We start from the raw sequence: 15,697 nt of genomic DNA, 5'->3' as shown, positions 1-15,697 counted from the left end.
TCTTCCTCGTTTCTCGTCTTTCCCCGTCGCTTTTCCTGTTTCGCTTCAGCATCTGTCCGGTGCCGTTCGCGGCGCCTGTTTTCGCTTGTGCGCCACTGCTTGCAGCGGTTTGCCGAGTTTTCCTGACCTTCCCGTTTCCAGGAGGACTCAGGAAAAGGCGGGATTGTCTCACAGGAGCCATGCCGGCCCCTAGCGCCTGCCTTCCCTCCCGCGCTTCCGTCCACTCCGGCCCTGGCGCTTGCCGCAGCTGGCCCGGCCAGCGGCGGAAAAGCCGCGGCCGGTGTGGCAAAGGACCTGTCACCCGATCCAACTGAGGCCGCCAGTACCCTGCTGCCGGCTCGGTGCCACGCCGCCTGGCGGCCTCATCTTGCTTTCGCCGGAAGGTCTGGCGGCCGCTCTTTTTGACCTGGCGGATACCCAAGTGGCGCCCTGCGCCGGTACACTGCCGCCGTCCCGCCCATCCATTGCATTGTCTTGCCATGTCCGTTGCTGCCATTCCCCTTCCTTCCCGACGCCAAGCCTGGTGGCAGGCCCTGCGGCCCCGTACCCTGCCCGTGGCTGCCGCGCCCGTTCTGGCGACCTGTGCCCTGGCCTGGTCGGAGAGTGGCCGGCTGCACTGGTTGGCCGCCCTGGTCACCCTGGTGGCGGCCTTGCTTATCCAGATCGGCACCAATCTGCTCAACGACGTGGGGGATTTCGAACGCGGCACCGATACGCCGGACCGCCTGGGCCCGGCCCGGGCCACGGCTATGGGCTGGCTCAGCCCCGGTCAGGTGAAACGAGCGGGTTTCTCCGCCCTGGCCGGCGCCTTCCTGCTGGGGACCTATCTCGTCTGGCTGGGGGGCTGGCCCATCGTCCTGCTCGGCTTGGCCTCCCTGTTTTGCGGCTGGGCCTATACCGGTGGGCCCAGGCCCATTGCCTATGGGCCTCTGGGGGAAGTCTTCGTCTGGGCCTTTTTCGGCCTGGGGGCGGTGCTGGGCACCTACTACCTGCAAACCGGCGGCGTCAGCCGGGCAGCCTGGGCCCTGGCCCACATGCTGGGCCTGTTTGCGGCGGCGGTGATCGTCGTGAATAACACCCGGGACCGGGCGGGGGATGCCCGGGCGGGCAAGCGGACCCTGGCGGTGCGCTTGGGCCTGACGGCTTGTCGGGTGGAATATGGCCTGCTGATGCTGCTGCCCTTCGTGCTGCTGGGCTGGCTGGCGGCGGCGGGGCACCATCTGGCGGCGGGATTGCCGCTGCTGGCCTTGCCGCCGGCCTTGATGCTGGTGGTGCGTTTTGCCCGGCTGGCGCCGGGCCGGGAACACAACCGTCTGCTGGCACAAACGGCCCAGTTGCAGCTTTTCTTTTCCTGTCTGCTGCTCCTGGGCTGCCTGTTTGCGCCGCTGCGCTGATGGCCCGGCGAGGCCTGCCTTGAGCGCTTGCCTTAAGCAGCCTTAGCCAAGCTGGGATGCGGCTTCCGGCTCGAACCAGTGGAGCCGGGACTGTAGCTCCAGCACGCCGCCGACGAAGATCAGGGCCGGCGTGGTGATGCCCGCTTCCTGTACTTTCCCTTCCAGGGTGGCCAGATCGGCCACCACCACCCGCTGCTGCCGGGTCGTGCCCTGCTGCACCACGCCAGCCGGCGTGGTGGGCGGCAGGCCGTGGGCGATCATCTGGCGGCTGATTTCACCTAGTCCGCCGATACCCATGTAGAACACCACGGTCTGTTTGGGCCGGGCCAGAGCCTGCCAGTCCAGATTGACCGTGCCATCCTTCAGGTGGCCGGTGGCGAAGACCAGCACCTGGGCGTGGTCCCGGTGGGTGAGGGGGAAACCGGCGTAGGCGGCGCAGCCGGCGGCGGCAGTGACCCCGGGGACCACCTCGAAGGGCACGCCATGACGGGCCAGGATTTCCAGCTCCTCGCCGCCGCGGCCGAAAATGAAGGGGTCGCCGCCCTTGAGGCGGACGACGCGCCGGTACTTCTGGGCCAGTTTGACCAGGAGATAGTTGATTTCGTCCTGGGGCAGGGTGTGCTTGGAGGCTTCCTTGCCGGCGTAGATGATCTCGGCGCCGGGCTTGGCCAGGTCCAGGATGCCGTCGCCGATGAGATGGTCATAAACCAGGACATCCGCCTCGCCGATGAGGCGGGCCGCCCTCAGGGTCAGCAGATCGGGGTCGCCGGGGCCGCCGCCAACCAGATAGACGGTGCCGGGCAGGGCAGAGGGATTGCGGTTCGGATCGGGCATGAGCATTCGATTTTTCTCGTTAGGCTGCGGAGCATAGCCGGGGATGGGGATGGGCTTCAACCTCAAATCCGGCCTCAGGAGCTACAGGCCCCACTCTAGTGAATAACCCTACTTTTTGAAGTTGATTCGCATCAAGGATTTGGCCATGTCGTGAGCGCAATCTCCTGCCATCCCCTGAGCAATGAGGGGGTACTGGTTTGCTGATAATTCCTATTGAGGAGAGGAAAGCATGAAAAAGGGAGTTAGTGCCTTTATCTTTACGGCCCTCGCGGCCGCCATGGGTTCCGTATTCGCTGCTCCGGCCGCGAATCAGGGCCTGGACAAGGATGCCAAAGAGGCATCCGCCAAGATCTACTTCGAGCGTTGTGCCGGTTGCCACGGCATGCTGCGTAAGGGTGCCACCGGTAAGAATCTGGAACCGGCCAACACCCAGAAGCTCGGCCAGGCTCGCCTGGAAAAGATCCTGACCTACGGTACCGAAGGCGGCATGCCCAACTTCGATGACATCCTGTCCAAGGATGAAATCAAGAACATGGCCACCTACATCCAGCAACAGCCTGACGTTCCGCCCGAGTGGGGCATGAAGGAAATGAAGGCCAACTGGAAGGTGCACGTACCGGTGGCCCAGCGTCCCACCAAGCAGATGAACAACATCAATCTGCAGAACGTTTTCTCCACCACCCTGCGTGACTCCGGTGAAGTGGCCCTGATCGACGGCGACACCAAGAAGATCTGGGGCATCGTCAAGACCGGCTACGCTGTGCACATTTCCCGCACCTCCGCCTCCGGTCGCTATGTGTACGTGGTTGGCCGTGACGGCCGTCTCGACCTGATCGACATGTGGTTCGAGAAGCCCACCATCGTCGCCACCCTGAAGGCTGGCCTGGAAGCCCGTTCCGTTGATACCTCCAAGTTCAAGGGCTGGGAAGACAAGTACGCCATCGTTGGTTCCTACTGGCCGCCCCAGTACACCATTCTCGACGGCATGACCCTGGAGCCCCTGAAGAACGTCTCCACCCGCGGTATCACCGTGGATGGCGAGTATCACCAGGAGCCCCGCGTGGCCTCCATCGTTTCCTCCCTGATCAAGCCCGAGTGGGTGGTGACGGTGAAGGAATCCGGCCTGGTCAAGCTGGTGGATTACTCCGACGTGAAGAACCTGAAGGAAACCACCATCGAAACCGCCAAGTTCCTGCATGACGGCGGTTGGGATGCCACCAAGCGTTACTTCCTGGTTGCCGCTAACGCCTCCAACAAGGTGGTGGTCGTCGATACCAAGGAAGGCAAGCTGGCTGCCCTGGTGGATACCAAGCCGAAGCCCCACCCCGGCCGTGGCGCCAACTTCGTGCATCCGAAGTTCGGTCCCGTGTGGTCCACTTCCCACCTGGGTTCCGATGTCATCAGCCTGATCGGTACCGATCCGGACAAGCATCCCCAGTTCGCCTGGAAGGTTGTCGCCGAGCTGAAGAACCACGGTTCCGGTTCCCTGTTCGTCAAGACCCACCCGAACTCCAACAACCTGTGGGCCGATGCGCCGCTGATGCCGGAAAAGGATGCTGCCGAATCCGTTACCGTGTATAGCATCGACCAACTGGGTAACGCAGATGCCAAGCCTGAGGTGATCAACGTCGCCAAGATGGCCGGCCTGCCGGAAACCAAGGGTGTGAAGCGCGTGGTGCAGGCCGAGTACAACGAGAAGGGTGATGAAGTCTGGTTCTCTGTTTGGACCGGTAACAAGACCGAACCTTCCGCTGTCGTGGTGCTGGATGACAAGACCCGCAAGTTCAAGAGCGTGATCAAGGATCCCAAGCTGGTTACGCCCACGGGCAAGTTCAACATCCACAACACCCAGCACGACGTGTACTAAGCAAATCGCTGCTGTTGTTGTCTAATGAACCGGGGGCCTAAGGCCCCCGGTTTTTTATTGGCCGAAGGAGACAGACATGTTCCGTTCATTGATTTCCCCCGCAGGATGCCTGCTGGCCGCCACCTTGCTCGGTACTCTGCTTTCCCCCGCCCGGGCAGGGGAGGGTGTTCCCCAGTCGATGCTGGACCTGGCCGAACGCAGCCGTTGCCTGACCTGCCATGAGGTGGATGAGAAGGTGCGGGGTCCCGCCTGGCGCGATGTGGCCAAGCGCTACCGCGGCGATGCCGCTGCCGAAGCCCGCCTGCTGGTGAAGGTGCGGGAAGGTGGTAGTGGCGTCTGGGGCGACGACTTCATGTCCCCCAACAAGCGGGTCAGCGACGAAGACCTGCAAACCCTGGTGCGCTGGATTCTTTCCCTGCCCTGAATCCGCTATTACCCATTTCTCCTGGGAAAGCCTCCCGGCGCCGGCGTGGCTAGTGCCTCCGGCTACCCCTGGCATAGATCTGCCAGGCAGGGCTTTTTGCGGTTTCTAACACCGTTTTTTCCCGCCCCCGCCTGATGTTTCTCCTGGGGAGGGGACGGCAGGGATTTCTTGTACTTTTCCCTGCTTCGCCCCATCCCCCCGGATGGCCTCTTTGTCATTTCCCTTCCCTGGCCCCGGGGCCGCGCCGGGATTTGATTTTCATCAGGTGCTGCGACATTCAGTCGCATTCCGGCAAAGCCCTTACTTGCCTAGAATCCGTCACGAATTCAGATCAATTGAAGCAGTTACGGATTAGAGGCGACTTATGCAGCATTTTCCCGGACGGACCCGGTGGTGGATGATGGCAGTGCTGGCCGCTGGCCTGCAGGCCGCCGCCCAGGCTGAAGAGAGCGCCATGCTGCGCGAAGTGGCGGTGCAGAGCGGCCGTTCCAGTGTGGTGGACGGCAATCCTTCCGCCAGTGCCCAGGTCACCGCCGAAGACATGCGCGACATCAACGTCACCAATGTGGAAGATGCCCTGCGCTACGTACCCAGCCTGCACGTGCGCAAGCGCTACATCGGCGACCGCAACAGCATTGTCGCCAGCCGTACCTCCGGCACTCAGCAGAGCGCCCGTTCCCTGGTCTATGCCGACGGTTTGCTGCTCTCCAACCTGCTGGGCAACAGCTTTGCCTACCCGCCCCGCTGGAACATGGTGGGGGCCGAAGAAGTGGAAAGCATCGACGTGCTCTACGGCTCCTTCTCCGCCCTGCTGCCCGGCAATGCCGCTGGCGCCACGGTGCTCATGACCACCCGCCAGCCCCAGCAATTCGAGGCCCATGCCCGGGCCCAGGTCTTTACCCAGCACTATTCCCTCTACGGCACCGATGCCAGCTTCGGCGGGCATCAGGAACAGGCCTTTCTTGGCGGCCGGGAAGGGGCCTTGTCCTGGTCCCTCATGCTCAATCACCTGGACAGCAAGAGCCAGCCCATGAGTTTTGCCACCGCCGCCAGCAAGGGCGCTGCCCTGGGCGGCGATGCCGTGGTGTCCTCCGGCTTCTATCGGGACAAGGACCCGGCAGGCAAGGATCGGGTGATCCTCGGCGCCACCAGTATCGACCGCAACTTCCAGGACATCGCCAAGCTCCGCGTGGCCTACGACTTTAGCCGGGATACCCGGGCCGCCGTGACCCTGGCCCAATGGCGCAACGATTCCTACAGCAACAGCCAGACCTACCTGCGCGGTGCTGCCGGCAACGAAATCTGGTCCAGCGCCAGCGGCAATGTGAATATCGACGGGCGGCGCTACGGCCTGGCCGCCTCTGCCTTTGCCCCCTCCGACCGCAATGAGGAAAACCGCCTGCTCGGCCTGACCCTGGAGAGCCGGCTGAATGCCCAATGGCGGCTGGAAACGGCCGTTTCCAAATACGACACCCTGCGGGATGTCACCCGGGCGCCTACTGTCACCCGCCCCGCCGCCGATGCGGGCGGTGCCGGCAACATCACCTTTGCCGATGGCACCGGCTGGCAAAACCTGGATCTGCGGGCCGTCTGGACGCCCGCCGGCAGCGGCCACAAGGTCACCTTTGGCTATCACTACGACGAATACACCCTGCGCAGCCTTCGCTACGGTGCCGCCAACTGGCGTCGGGACGGCAGTGTCGGCGCCATGAACAACCTCAGCGAAGGTAAAACCCGCACCGATGCCTTCTACGTTCAGGACGCCTGGAAACTGGCCCCCCGCTGGGAACTGACCCTGGGCCTGCGCCACGAAAACTGGCAGGCCTACGATGGCCGCATCTTCACCACCACCCTGGGTGACAACCGCTTTGCCAGCCGCAACCAGGGCTTCACCTCGCCCAAGGCCTCCCTAGCCTGGCAGGCCACCCCGGACTGGCTGCTGCGGCTCTCCCTGGCCCAGGCTTACCGGATGCCCACGGTCAGTGAGCTGTTCCAGACCGAGAGCCGGGGCAACGCCACGGCCATCAGCGATCCCAACCTGAAGCCGGAACACGTCTTCTACAAGGATCTCACCGCCGAAGGCAGCGCCCTGGGCGGCAACCTGCGGGTCTCCCTGTTCGAGGAAGTGGTGCGGGACGCCCTCTACAGCCAGACCGACATCAATCTGGTGACCAGCAACCAGAACGTGGACAAAGTGCGGGCCCGGGGCTTCGAAACCGCCTATCAAGCCAAGAACGTCGGCCTGGCCGGCCTGGACCTGGGGGGCAGTCTGACCTACACGGATGCCAAGATTCTCGAGAACCACCGCCTGCCTGCCAGCCAGGGCCGGGTCATGCCGCGCATTCCCGACTGGCGCCTGAGCCTCTTCGCCGCCTATCGCATCGATGAGCGCTGGACCGCCTCCGCCGGCCTCAAGTACAGTGGCCGCCAGTTCAATACCCTGGATAATTCCGATACGCACCAGGACACCTTCGGCGGCACCAGCAAGTACACCACCCTGGATACCCGGCTGAGCTACCGCTTCCACAAACTCATGTCCGCCTCCATCGGCATCGACAACCTGACCAACGAGAAGTACTACGTCTTCCACCCCTATCCCCAGCGCACGGTCCATGCCGAACTGCGCATGGATTACTGAGATGCCGATGAAGCTCCCGGCACTCCTGCTCCTCAGTCTTGGCCTGGCCCTGCTGCCGGCGGCCCGGGCCCATGAGGGTCATGGCGAAGCCGCTCCCCGCCCCATGGCTGCCGCCACGCCGACGGCCAAGCCCAGCCTGGCGATCGGTGCGGATATGGATGCCCAGGGCGGCCTCTGGGTGGCCCGGGTGGAGGCCGGCTGGATCAAGGTCAGCGTCTCGCGGGATGGCGGCCGCAGCTTTTCCGCACCAGTCACCGTCAATCGGGAAGTCGAAAACATCTACGCCGACGGCGAGAACCGCCCCAAGCTGCGGGTGTTGGCCGATGGCACTGTTTATGTCAGTTACACCCGGGCGCTGGCCAAGCCCTATTCCGGCATGATCCGTTTTGCCGTATCGCGGGATGGCGGACGTAGTTTTTCCGCCCCGGTGGATGTGAACGACGATGGCGAGGGCAGCCACCGCTTCGATGCCCTGCTGGCGGACGAGCACGGCACCGTCGTGCTGGCCTGGCTCGACAAGCGGGAAGGCGCTGCCGCCGCCAAGGGTGGCAAGACCTACGCCGGATCGGCCGTCTATTACGCCCTTTCCCAGGACGGCGGCCGTACCTTTGCTGCCAACCGCAAGCTGGCCGACCACTCCTGCGATTGCTGCCGCATCGGTCTGGCCTGGGATCGGGATGGCACCCCCCTGGCCCTCTGGCGCCAGATCTTCGGCCGCAACACCCGCGATTTCGCCCTGGCCCGCCTGCCTCTGGCGCCGGACCAGGCCCCCGAGGCGCCCCAGCGGGCCAGCGACGACAACTGGGCCATTGACGCCTGCCCCCACCACGGCGGGGATCTGGCCGTCGATGCCCGGGGGCGTTACCACCTGCTCTGGTTCACCCTCGGCAGCACCCGCCAGGGCCTGTTCTATCGCCATAGCGACGACGGTGGCCGCAGTTTTTCCGCACCTGTACCGGTGGGCGACCCGGAGCGCCAGGCCGGGCATCCAGCCCTGCTACTCGACGGCAAGCGAATCCGCATCGTCTGGCGCGACTTTGCCGGCAACCGCTTTCGCCTGCTGGCCATGACCTCCAATGATGGCGGCGACCACTGGCAGCCGGCCCGGGTGCTGAGTGAAGCGGTTGGCCCGGCCGACTATCCCCGCCCCCTGATGACCTCCCGGGGTGGCCTGGTGCTGTGGCATACCGCCCAGGGTCTGCAAGTGCTGCCCCTGGATAGCGGGGAGGCCCCCTGATGGCCCGCTTCGGATGGCTGCTTTACCTCCTGTTGGCCAGCACGCTCCATGCTGCCCCCGGCACCCGGGATGGCAAGGGCAGTGGGGCGGAAATGGTGCGCCCCTTTGTTGCCGGCAGCCTGGCCCGGATGGTTGCCGACCGGGCCGGCAAGCCTTTCATTCTCGGTTTCTGGTCTCTGGACTGTGTCCATTGCGGCGAGGAGATGAAGCGCCTGAAGGCCCTCAAGCAGCGCTACCCCGGTCTGGATCTGGTGCTGGTTTCCACCGACGGCGAGGTTGAGCCTTCCGCTTTGGCAGCCCACCTGCAGGCTGCCGGCCTGGGTCGGACCGAACAATGGGTGTTCGCCGACCCCATCCCCGAGCGCCTGCGGCAGGAAATCGACAAGCGCTGGTACGGCGAACTGCCCCGCACCTATCTTTATGGGCGTGACGGTCAGGTGAGCGCTGTCTCCGGCCTGCTCAACGACGACGTCTTGGCGCCCTGGCTGAAACGGAATCTCACCCGATGACTGTGCTTTCCCAGTCCCTTTCTCAAGTACCGCTGCCGCTTGCCGGGCCAGCCGAGCCCTGGCCAAGTCTTTCCCGGGGGCGGCGCCAGCTGGTGCTGCTGGCCGTGCTGGCGCTGCATGGCGGGCTGTTGGCCTTTGCCCTGAGCCCCCCCCCGCCGGTGACCACCACCATGGTGCCGGCCCCGGTGACCGTGCGCCTCATCGAGGCCCGGCCGGCGGAGCAGCCCCGGGTGGTGCCGCCCACGCCGCAGCCCACTCCGCCCAAGCCGGTCAAGCACGAGCCCCGGCCGGTGCCGGTTGCCTCTCCGACTCCCCGGGCTGCTGCGCCGGTCCTGGCGGCAGCCCCCAGTGCCGCCGCCAGCAGCGATTTTGCCGTGGCCGAAGCGCCCCGGCCGGCGCCGGTGGCGGCACCGGTCGCCCATACCCCGGCCCGTTTCGACGCGGACTACCTGCACAACCCGAAGCCCGTCTATCCGCCCCTTTCCCGTCGTCTGGGCGAGGAGGGCAAGGTGCTGCTGAAGGTCCGGGTGACAGCCCAGGGCACGGCGGAGCAGGTGGATATTCAAACCGGCAGCGGTTACGCACGGCTTGATGCCGCCGCCCGGGATGCCGTACTGCGCTGGCGTTTCGTGCCGGCCCGCCGGGGCGATGAGCCGGTGGCCGCCAGCGTCATCGTGCCCATCACTTTTGCCCTCGACGGCTGATTCAGATTTTTCAAGGAGTTCCCATGAACACCCAACTCGGTCTTTCCCATTTCTGGGCCCAGGGCGATGGCGTTTCCCACACCGTGGCCCTGCTGCTGCTTTTCCTCTCGGTGGCGAGCTGGTGCGTCATTGCCGGCAAGTTTCTCGCCCACTGGCGGGCCTCCCGGACCCAGGCCCGGGCCCTGGCGGCCTTCTGGAGTGCCGATTCCCTGCCTGAAGCCCTGGAGGCCATCCGTTTGGAGGACAAGAGCGGCATCCTCACCAGCCTGGCCCTCTCCGGCGCCCACGCTGCCCAGGCCCATGAGCAGCACGCCGCCCGGGGTATCGGCGCCGGGGTCAACGCCAGCGAATTCGTTACCCGCTGCCTGCGCCAGAGCATCGTCACCTCCCAGGCCCGTATCGAGCAGGGTCTGACCTTCCTGGCCTCCGTTGGCTCCACCGCCCCATTTATTGGCCTCTTCGGCACGGTGTGGGGGATTTACCACGCCCTGGTGGGCCTTTCCGGTTCCTCCCAGGTGGTGCTGGATAAGGTGGCCGGCCCCGTCGGTGAGGCGCTGATCATGACTGCCGCCGGCCTCTTCGTCGCCATTCCGGCCGTGCTGGCCTACAACGCCTTCACCCGGGCCAACCGGCTGGTGCTGGCCCAGATGGATGGCTTTGCCCATGACTTGCACGCCTACCTGACCACCGGCGTCCGCCTTTCCAGCACCGGGCCGGTGAGCGCCCTGGTGCGGGCCGCCTGAGGAGCGCCCCATGGCATTCGGTTCCTTCAACGAAGGGGGCAGCACCCAGCCCATGGCGGAGATCAACACTACGCCGCTGGTGGATGTGATGCTGGTGCTCCTGGTCATTTTCATCATCACCGCCCCCCTGCTCAACCAGGCGGTGCCGGTGGATCTGCCCAAGGTCAGCGCCAGCCCGGTGGAAGACAAGCCCCAGGTGATCCAGCTGGCCCTGGACGGGGAAAACCGGGTTTTCCTCAATGGTGAGGCCATCCATGGGGAAGTGCTGGCCCAGCGCCTGGAAAGCCTGGCCTCCCCGGCAGCGGAGCTGCACTTCCGTGCTGACCGGGGCACCCGCTACGAGAAGGTGGCGGAGGTCATGGCCACGGCCCAGCGAGTTGGCCTGGTGAAGATCGCCTTCGTTACCGAGGCGCCGCCCCGCTGATTGACTGGCTGACCCATCTGCGGTCAATTCTTACTTGAACTCCCGGGATTTATTTCCCACTATGAAAGTTGAGGGGAAACTTTCCGGGAGGCTGCCATGAATCTGCAAAGCCTGGCCAAGGCCGTTGAGTTGCGTTTTGCCTGTTCCTGCGAGGTGGTCGCCCGGGAGTTGCGCTCCTATCGCGGGCGCAGTGTCCTCTCCATCCATTACGACACCCCCTGGGTGCCCCATACTTGGGAAGATTTCGTCCGCTACGACGACCAGACCCGGGCCAATATCCTCGAATTCCTGCGTTTTGAACTGGGTGTCTCGGAGGCCGTGGAAGTGGTCATCGAACATGTCGCCCGCGCCCTGCGGGTGCGCTGGATGCCGGTGGGCGCCTGTGGCGTGATGCAGGTGCCGGACCCGCCCCTGTATTTCGAACGTACCCATCAGCTGGATAAATACCGCACCGACGAACATATCTTCGGCCGCAAGCTACCCCATTTCTAAGGCGCGGGCAGGGCTGCTCTGCTGTAGTGCCCAGCCACCAATGAGAAGGGGCGCCCGCAGGCGCCCCTTCTCATTGGTGGCAAAAGCCGGGAATCAATGCATCAGTGCTTCATGGCCCCGTGGCCCTGGTGCCCCATGTCTTCCGGCTTGGCGGCCTGGACCTGGATCTTGCGCACCGGGGCTTCGATCTTGGTGCTGGAGCCATCGTCCAGCTTCAGGGTGATGGGCACCACGTCGCCTTCCTTGAGGTCCTGCTTCAGGCCGATGAGCATGACGTGCAGGCTGCCGGGTTTCAGTACGGCCTCGCCCTTGGCTTTGATGTCGATGTCCGGCACCGGGCGCATGCGCATGACGCCGTTGTCGTTGATGTGGTTGTGCAGCTCCACCACCTTGGAAACGGGGCTTTCGGCCTTCACCACCTTGCGGTCGGCGTTGGAAACGTTCTTGATGACCATGAAGGCGCCGGTGTTGGGGGTGCCGGTGGGAACCAGGCGCACATGGGGGTCTTCCACCTTGATGGCCTCGTCGGCGAAGGCCGGCAGGGTGACCAGGGCAGCACAGGCCAGGGCGGCGGTGAGCAGGCGGGTGGGCAGTTTCATGAGGTTCTCCTCTGTTGGATGTTCGGAAAAGAAATCAACGGGCGGGTGGCAGCAACTTGCGCAGGGCAGCGGCCATGGCTTCCGGCGTGCTGCCGTGGGGCAGGGAAGCGGCCAGGCGGCCGTCCGGGGCGATGAGGTACACGAAGGAGGAGTGGTCCACCACATAGCCGCCTTCGGATTTGATGTCCTGCCGGGCATAGCTGGCGCCGTAGGCCCCGGCAACGGCGGCGACTTCGGCCGGGCTGCCGGTGGCGCCAATCATGCGGGGGTGGAAGAAGGCAGCGTATTCCTTGAGCCGGGGCAGGGCATCCCGCTCCGGGTCTACCGAGATGAACAAGGGTTGGACCTGGGCCAGTTCTGCCGGGGTGAGCAGGGCCAGTGCCTCGCCCAGGGCCGCCAGGGAGGTGGGGCAAACATCCGGGCAGTAGGTGTAGCCGAAATAGAGGGCGATGACCTTGCCACGGTAGCTTTGGCTGGCAAGGGGGCCGTCGGCGGTTTGCAGGGTGAAGTCGCCGCCCTTGGGCGGAGCCGCCAGGGTCAGACCGCCAGGGGCGGACGGTGCCTCCCGGCCGCAGCCGGCAAAGGCGAAGGCAGCCAGGACGGCAATGAGGAGGAGGGAGGTCCGCAAAAGGGCCGGGGTGCGGTGATGGGCAGTCATGGTCGAATCAGTGGGCATCCGGCGCGCCGGAAGAGAAGCGGAAGGGTACGGCAATGCTGCGGCCGCCGCTTTCCACCAACACGGTGGCCTGCCAGGTCATGGTGCCGGTAATGCAGACGGGCAGGTTGCCCTGGCCGGTGAAGCGGCCGGGGGCATTGCCCGGGCTGAGCACGGGGCGGTTGAAGCCCATTTTCATGTCGATGCCGGTGAAGTCCACTTCCACCTTGCGCGCTTCGATTCCAGAGATACGGGCCTCCAGGGTCAGGGGCTTGAGGGCCGGTACCGGGTGAGGGCTGATGCTGAATTCCAGGCTGCCACCGCCAGGAATGTCTGTACGACAAGGGCCGGCGTTCAGGTCACAGTCGGCGAGAGGGGCGGCTACATCACTCTGGGGCGTCAGCAGGGGGGCCAGGGTATAGCCGAGCCCGCCCAGGGCGATGACAGCAGCGAGAATGGCCAGGTCGTACAGAATCTTTTTCGACATGCGTGGGTTCGGAGGCGGGAGCGGAAGTTGGGATAAGTGGGGCGACGTGCGGAACTTGGCGGCGGTATGGCAAAAAAACGACCGTACGGCCCCTGCGGGGGAGCGCCGATGCGGCTGAAACCAACCGCCATGCAGCTTGAATCCTGACACGGCGAGCGGAAGTCCGCTACCGGCGCGGCTCATGGCTGAATTCTCGGTCCCCGGCCATTTTCCCAATTTAACCTGCATCAAAGTTTAGAACGGGGGGAGCGCCGATGATGTGCGACATATTGCCGCAGTGCGGGTGCGCACCCCATGGCGCCTTGGGTAATAGCAGAGAAATTTCCTTTATTTATCAACGGGAGAGTCAAAAATGAAGACTCGTATGAAGCAGACCGTTGCCATGCTGGTTGCAGCAGGCGTCGGTTTCGCGGCAGCGGGGGCTGCCACGGCAGCAGAGTCCCTGCAGGACGTGATGAAACGTCGCAGCCTGTCCCAGCAGGACCTGCTGGCAGCGGCCAAGACCTACGTTCCCACCGGTAAGCGTGATGAATTCGTCGCCTTCTCCTCCGGCGGTCAGTCCGGCCAGGTGATCGTGTATGGCATTCCGTCCATGCGCATCCTCAAGTACATCGGCGTGTTCACCCCCGAACCCTGGCAGGGCTACGGCTACGACGAGAACTCCAAGGCCGTGCTGAACCAGGGCATGATCGACGGCAAGCAGATCACCTGGGGCGACACCCACCACCCGGCCATCTCTGAAACCGATGGCAAGTACGACGGCCAGTTCCTCTTCATCAACGACAAGGCCAATCCCCGTCTGGCGGTGATCGACCTGCGCGATTTCGAGACCAAGCAGATCGTGGTCAACCCGATCTTCAAGTCCGAACACGGCGGCGCCTTCGTCACCCCGAACACCGACTACGTCATCGAGGCTGCCCAGTACGCTTCCCCGCTGGAAAACAAGAAGTTCTACCCCCTCGAAGAGTTCAACGAGAAGTACCGCGGCGGCGTCACCTACTGGAAGTTTGACCGCAAGGAAGGCCGCATCGATCCGAAGCAGTCCTTCTCCCTCGAACTGCCCCCCTACAGCCAGGATTTGTCCGACGCTGGCAAGGGTCCGTCCGACGGCTGGTCCTTCACCAACTCCTTCTGCTCCGAGCGCTATGTGGGCGGTATCGAGAAGGGTCGTCCTCCCTATGAAGCCGGCTGTTCCGCCAAGGACACCGACTATCTGCACGTGATCAACTGGAAGAAGGCTGCCGAACTGGTCGCCAAGGGCATGGCCAAGAAGATCAACGGCCATAACGTCCTGGCAATCGAAACTGCCGTCAAGGAAGGCGTGCTGTTCCTGATTCCGGAACCCAAGTCTCCCCACGGCGTCGACGTGACCCCGGACGGCAAGTTCATCACCGTTGCCGGCAAGCTCGACACCCACGTGTCCGTGTATTCCTTCGACAAGATCCAGGCCGCCATCAAGGCCGGCAAGTTCGAGTCCAAGGACGCCTACGGCATCCCCGTGATCGCCATGAAGGACGCGCTGCACACCCAGGTGCAACTGGGCCTCGGCCCCCTGCACACCCAGTACGACTCCAAGCAGTGTCTGGCCTACACCTCCCTGTACGTGGATTCCCAGGTGGTGAAGTGGAACTTCTGTGAAGGCAAGGTTCTCGACAAAATCAGCGTGCACTACAACATCGGTCACCTGATGACCATGGAAGGTGACTCCGCCGATCCCAAGGGCCGTTACCTGGTGGCGCTGAACAAGCTGTCCATCGACCGCTTCGTGCCCGTCGGTCCCCTGCACCCGCAGAACCACCAGCTGATCGACATCAGCAACGACAAGATGCAGCTCCTGTACGACATGCCCCTGCCGCTGGGCGAGCCGCACTACGTTGTCGCCATCGATGCCGCCAAGCTGAAGCCCGGCGTCCGCTACAAGGTGGGTACCGACTCCCGCACCGACAAGCCGCACCCCGGCGCCGTCCGTGCCGGCGAGGAAGTCACCACCAAGAAGGGCAACAAGATCGAGGTCAAGGGTACCCTGATCCGTTCCCACATCACCCCGGAAACCATCGAGGCTGAAGTTGGCGACGAAATCACCATCCACCTGACCAACCTCGAACGTGCCCAGGACGAGACCCACGGCTTCACCGTCTCTACCTACAACGTCCATGCTTCCGTCGAGCCGGGCAAGACCGTCACGGTCAAGTTCAAGGCCGACAAGGAAGGCGTCTATCCCTACTACTGCACCGAGTTCTGCTCCGCGCTGCACCTGGAAATGCAGGGCTACCTCCTGGTCAAGCCGAAGGGCTGGAAGGCGACCAAGAGCGCCGGTGAAGAGAAGGCCATCTACACGGAAGACGACTACAAGAAGCAACTGAAGAAGGTTGCTGATACCCAGGCCGTCATCGACTCCGTGGTCGGCTACATCACCTCCGTGAATTACAAGGACTTCCCGGATGTGGTCNAACATGATGGACGACGCCGTTGATCAGCTGAACAAGATCAAGGACGCCAAGGCCAAGCATGAAGACGCTGCCAAGAAGAAGGACTGGAACCAGGCCACCCTGTGGGCTGAGCAAGTCTGGCAGTACCAAGTGAAGGCTGCTGACCTCGGTCTGCGCGCCAAGACCTACCTGGAACAGAACGGCGCCAAGAAGGTGAAGTAATCCGCCGGATTTGATTCAGGTAATAGCTGTTGAACACGG

At 64.0% G+C, this 15,697-nt stretch carries 16 protein-coding genes; 12 read left to right on the top strand and 4 right to left on the bottom strand.

The window, feature by feature from the left end:
- Positions 1-479 precede the first annotated feature (479 nt).
- The gene (locus AZSI13_RS00805; RefSeq protein WP_109039282.1) at positions 480-1,394 is read left to right on the top strand and encodes a 1,4-dihydroxy-2-naphthoate polyprenyltransferase; all 915 of its coding nucleotides are present in this window, start codon (positions 480-482) and stop codon (positions 1,392-1,394) included.
- A gap of 42 nt (positions 1,395-1,436) precedes the next feature.
- On the opposite strand, the gene cobA is transcribed toward AZSI13_RS00805, so the two are convergent.
- On the bottom strand, positions 1,437-2,234 hold the full coding sequence (gene cobA / locus AZSI13_RS00800; RefSeq protein WP_109039281.1) for a uroporphyrinogen-III C-methyltransferase: 798 nt from the start codon (positions 2,232-2,234) through the stop codon (positions 1,437-1,439).
- Between the two features lie 223 nt (positions 2,235-2,457).
- On the opposite strand from cobA, the gene AZSI13_RS00795 reads away from it, so the two are divergent.
- The 9 genes from AZSI13_RS00795 to AZSI13_RS00755 all read left to right on the top strand — a co-directional run bounded on the left by AZSI13_RS00795 (position 2,458) and on the right by AZSI13_RS00755 (position 11,266).
- Positions 2,458-4,095, top strand: a complete 1,638-nt coding sequence (locus tag AZSI13_RS00795; RefSeq protein WP_109039280.1) for a cytochrome D1 domain-containing protein — start codon at positions 2,458-2,460, stop codon at positions 4,093-4,095.
- A gap of 76 nt (positions 4,096-4,171) precedes the next feature.
- Positions 4,172-4,519 carry a c-type cytochrome gene (locus AZSI13_RS00790; RefSeq protein WP_109039279.1) on the top strand — a complete coding sequence of 116 codons (348 nt, stop codon included), beginning with the start codon at positions 4,172-4,174 and terminating at the stop codon, positions 4,517-4,519.
- Between the two features lie 397 nt (positions 4,520-4,916).
- Positions 4,917-7,157 carry a TonB-dependent receptor gene (locus AZSI13_RS00785; RefSeq protein ID WP_165833258.1) on the top strand — a complete coding sequence of 747 codons (2,241 nt, stop codon included), beginning with the start codon at positions 4,917-4,919 and terminating at the stop codon, positions 7,155-7,157.
- Between the two features lies 1 nt (position 7,158).
- Positions 7,159-8,394: a sialidase family protein gene (locus tag AZSI13_RS00780; RefSeq protein ID WP_109039277.1), complete on the top strand. Its 1,236-nt coding sequence runs from the start codon at positions 7,159-7,161 to the stop codon at positions 8,392-8,394.
- Positions 8,394-8,903, top strand: a complete 510-nt coding sequence (locus tag AZSI13_RS00775; RefSeq protein ID WP_109039276.1) for a TlpA disulfide reductase family protein — start codon at positions 8,394-8,396, stop codon at positions 8,901-8,903. The genes AZSI13_RS00780 and AZSI13_RS00775 overlap by 1 nt, the downstream gene beginning before the upstream one ends.
- Positions 8,900-9,607, top strand: a complete 708-nt coding sequence (locus AZSI13_RS18125) for an energy transducer TonB (protein ID WP_109039275.1) — start codon at positions 8,900-8,902, stop codon at positions 9,605-9,607. Before AZSI13_RS00775 ends, AZSI13_RS18125 begins: the two co-directional genes overlap by 4 nt.
- 23 nt (positions 9,608-9,630) lie before the next feature.
- Positions 9,631-10,350: a MotA/TolQ/ExbB proton channel family protein gene (locus AZSI13_RS00765; protein WP_109039274.1), complete on the top strand. Its 720-nt coding sequence runs from the start codon at positions 9,631-9,633 to the stop codon at positions 10,348-10,350.
- Positions 10,351-10,360: 10 nt separating this feature from the next.
- Positions 10,361-10,774 (top strand): biopolymer transporter ExbD, encoded by a 414-nt coding sequence (locus tag AZSI13_RS00760; protein ID WP_109039273.1) that lies wholly within the window; start codon positions 10,361-10,363, stop codon positions 10,772-10,774.
- A 96-nt stretch (positions 10,775-10,870) separates the two neighbouring features.
- Positions 10,871-11,266 carry a hypothetical protein gene (locus AZSI13_RS00755; RefSeq protein WP_109039272.1) on the top strand — a complete coding sequence of 132 codons (396 nt, stop codon included), beginning with the start codon at positions 10,871-10,873 and terminating at the stop codon, positions 11,264-11,266.
- A gap of 101 nt (positions 11,267-11,367) precedes the next feature.
- Here the strand turns inward: AZSI13_RS00755 and AZSI13_RS00750 are convergent, their stop codons facing one another.
- From AZSI13_RS00750 to AZSI13_RS00740, 3 genes are read right to left on the bottom strand one after another with little or no spacing between them, the layout of a single operon-like run.
- Positions 11,368-11,865: a copper chaperone PCu(A)C gene (locus AZSI13_RS00750; protein WP_109039271.1), complete on the bottom strand. Its 498-nt coding sequence runs from the start codon at positions 11,863-11,865 to the stop codon at positions 11,368-11,370.
- Positions 11,866-11,899: 34 nt separating this feature from the next.
- Positions 11,900-12,523 (bottom strand): SCO family protein, encoded by a 624-nt coding sequence (locus AZSI13_RS00745; protein WP_109039614.1) that lies wholly within the window; start codon positions 12,521-12,523, stop codon positions 11,900-11,902.
- Between the two features lie 7 nt (positions 12,524-12,530).
- Entirely contained in the window at positions 12,531-13,007 is a 477-nt protein-coding gene (locus AZSI13_RS00740; RefSeq protein WP_109039270.1) for a hypothetical protein, read from the bottom strand.
- A 364-nt stretch (positions 13,008-13,371) separates the two neighbouring features.
- On the opposite strand from AZSI13_RS00740, the gene nosZ reads away from it, so the two are divergent.
- Together nosZ and AZSI13_RS17805 are read left to right on the top strand one after the other, a co-directional pair.
- A complete protein-coding gene (gene nosZ / locus AZSI13_RS00735; protein ID WP_235609585.1) occupies positions 13,372-15,480 on the top strand; it encodes a Sec-dependent nitrous-oxide reductase in 2,109 nt (702 codons plus the stop codon).
- On the top strand, positions 15,461-15,658 hold the full coding sequence (locus AZSI13_RS17805; RefSeq protein ID WP_235609584.1) for a hypothetical protein: 198 nt from the start codon (positions 15,461-15,463) through the stop codon (positions 15,656-15,658). The genes nosZ and AZSI13_RS17805 overlap by 20 nt, the downstream gene beginning before the upstream one ends.
- Positions 15,659-15,697: the final 39 nt, after the last annotated feature.

The sequence above is a fragment of the Azospira sp. I13 genome (genome assembly GCF_003112695.1).
In the GTDB taxonomy this organism is placed as follows: domain Bacteria; phylum Pseudomonadota; class Gammaproteobacteria; order Burkholderiales; family Rhodocyclaceae; genus Azospira.
The sequence above is the reverse complement of the archived record's forward strand: the minus strand, read 5'-3'. Positions and strand labels throughout refer to the sequence as shown.

Coding starts and splice junctions, on each gene's coding strand:
- AZSI13_RS00805 (WP_109039282.1), top strand. CDS start 480: ATGTCCGTTGCTGCCATTCCCCTTCCTTCCCGACGCCAAGCCTGGTGG.
- cobA (WP_109039281.1), bottom strand. CDS start 2,234: ATGCTCATGCCCGATCCGAACCGCAATCCCTCTGCCCTGCCCGGCACC.
- AZSI13_RS00795 (WP_109039280.1), top strand. CDS start 2,458: ATGAAAAAGGGAGTTAGTGCCTTTATCTTTACGGCCCTCGCGGCCGCC.
- AZSI13_RS00790 (WP_109039279.1), top strand. CDS start 4,172: ATGTTCCGTTCATTGATTTCCCCCGCAGGATGCCTGCTGGCCGCCACC.
- AZSI13_RS00785 (WP_165833258.1), top strand. CDS start 4,917: ATGATGGCAGTGCTGGCCGCTGGCCTGCAGGCCGCCGCCCAGGCTGAA.
- AZSI13_RS00780 (WP_109039277.1), top strand. CDS start 7,159: ATGCCGATGAAGCTCCCGGCACTCCTGCTCCTCAGTCTTGGCCTGGCC.
- AZSI13_RS00775 (WP_109039276.1), top strand. CDS start 8,394: ATGGCCCGCTTCGGATGGCTGCTTTACCTCCTGTTGGCCAGCACGCTC.
- AZSI13_RS18125 (WP_109039275.1), top strand. CDS start 8,900: ATGACTGTGCTTTCCCAGTCCCTTTCTCAAGTACCGCTGCCGCTTGCC.
- AZSI13_RS00765 (WP_109039274.1), top strand. CDS start 9,631: ATGAACACCCAACTCGGTCTTTCCCATTTCTGGGCCCAGGGCGATGGC.
- AZSI13_RS00760 (WP_109039273.1), top strand. CDS start 10,361: ATGGCATTCGGTTCCTTCAACGAAGGGGGCAGCACCCAGCCCATGGCG.
- AZSI13_RS00755 (WP_109039272.1), top strand. CDS start 10,871: ATGAATCTGCAAAGCCTGGCCAAGGCCGTTGAGTTGCGTTTTGCCTGT.
- AZSI13_RS00750 (WP_109039271.1), bottom strand. CDS start 11,865: ATGAAACTGCCCACCCGCCTGCTCACCGCCGCCCTGGCCTGTGCTGCC.
- AZSI13_RS00745 (WP_109039614.1), bottom strand. CDS start 12,523: ATGACTGCCCATCACCGCACCCCGGCCCTTTTGCGGACCTCCCTCCTC.
- AZSI13_RS00740 (WP_109039270.1), bottom strand. CDS start 13,007: ATGTCGAAAAAGATTCTGTACGACCTGGCCATTCTCGCTGCTGTCATC.
- AZSI13_RS17805 (WP_235609584.1), top strand. CDS start 15,461: ATGATGGACGACGCCGTTGATCAGCTGAACAAGATCAAGGACGCCAAG.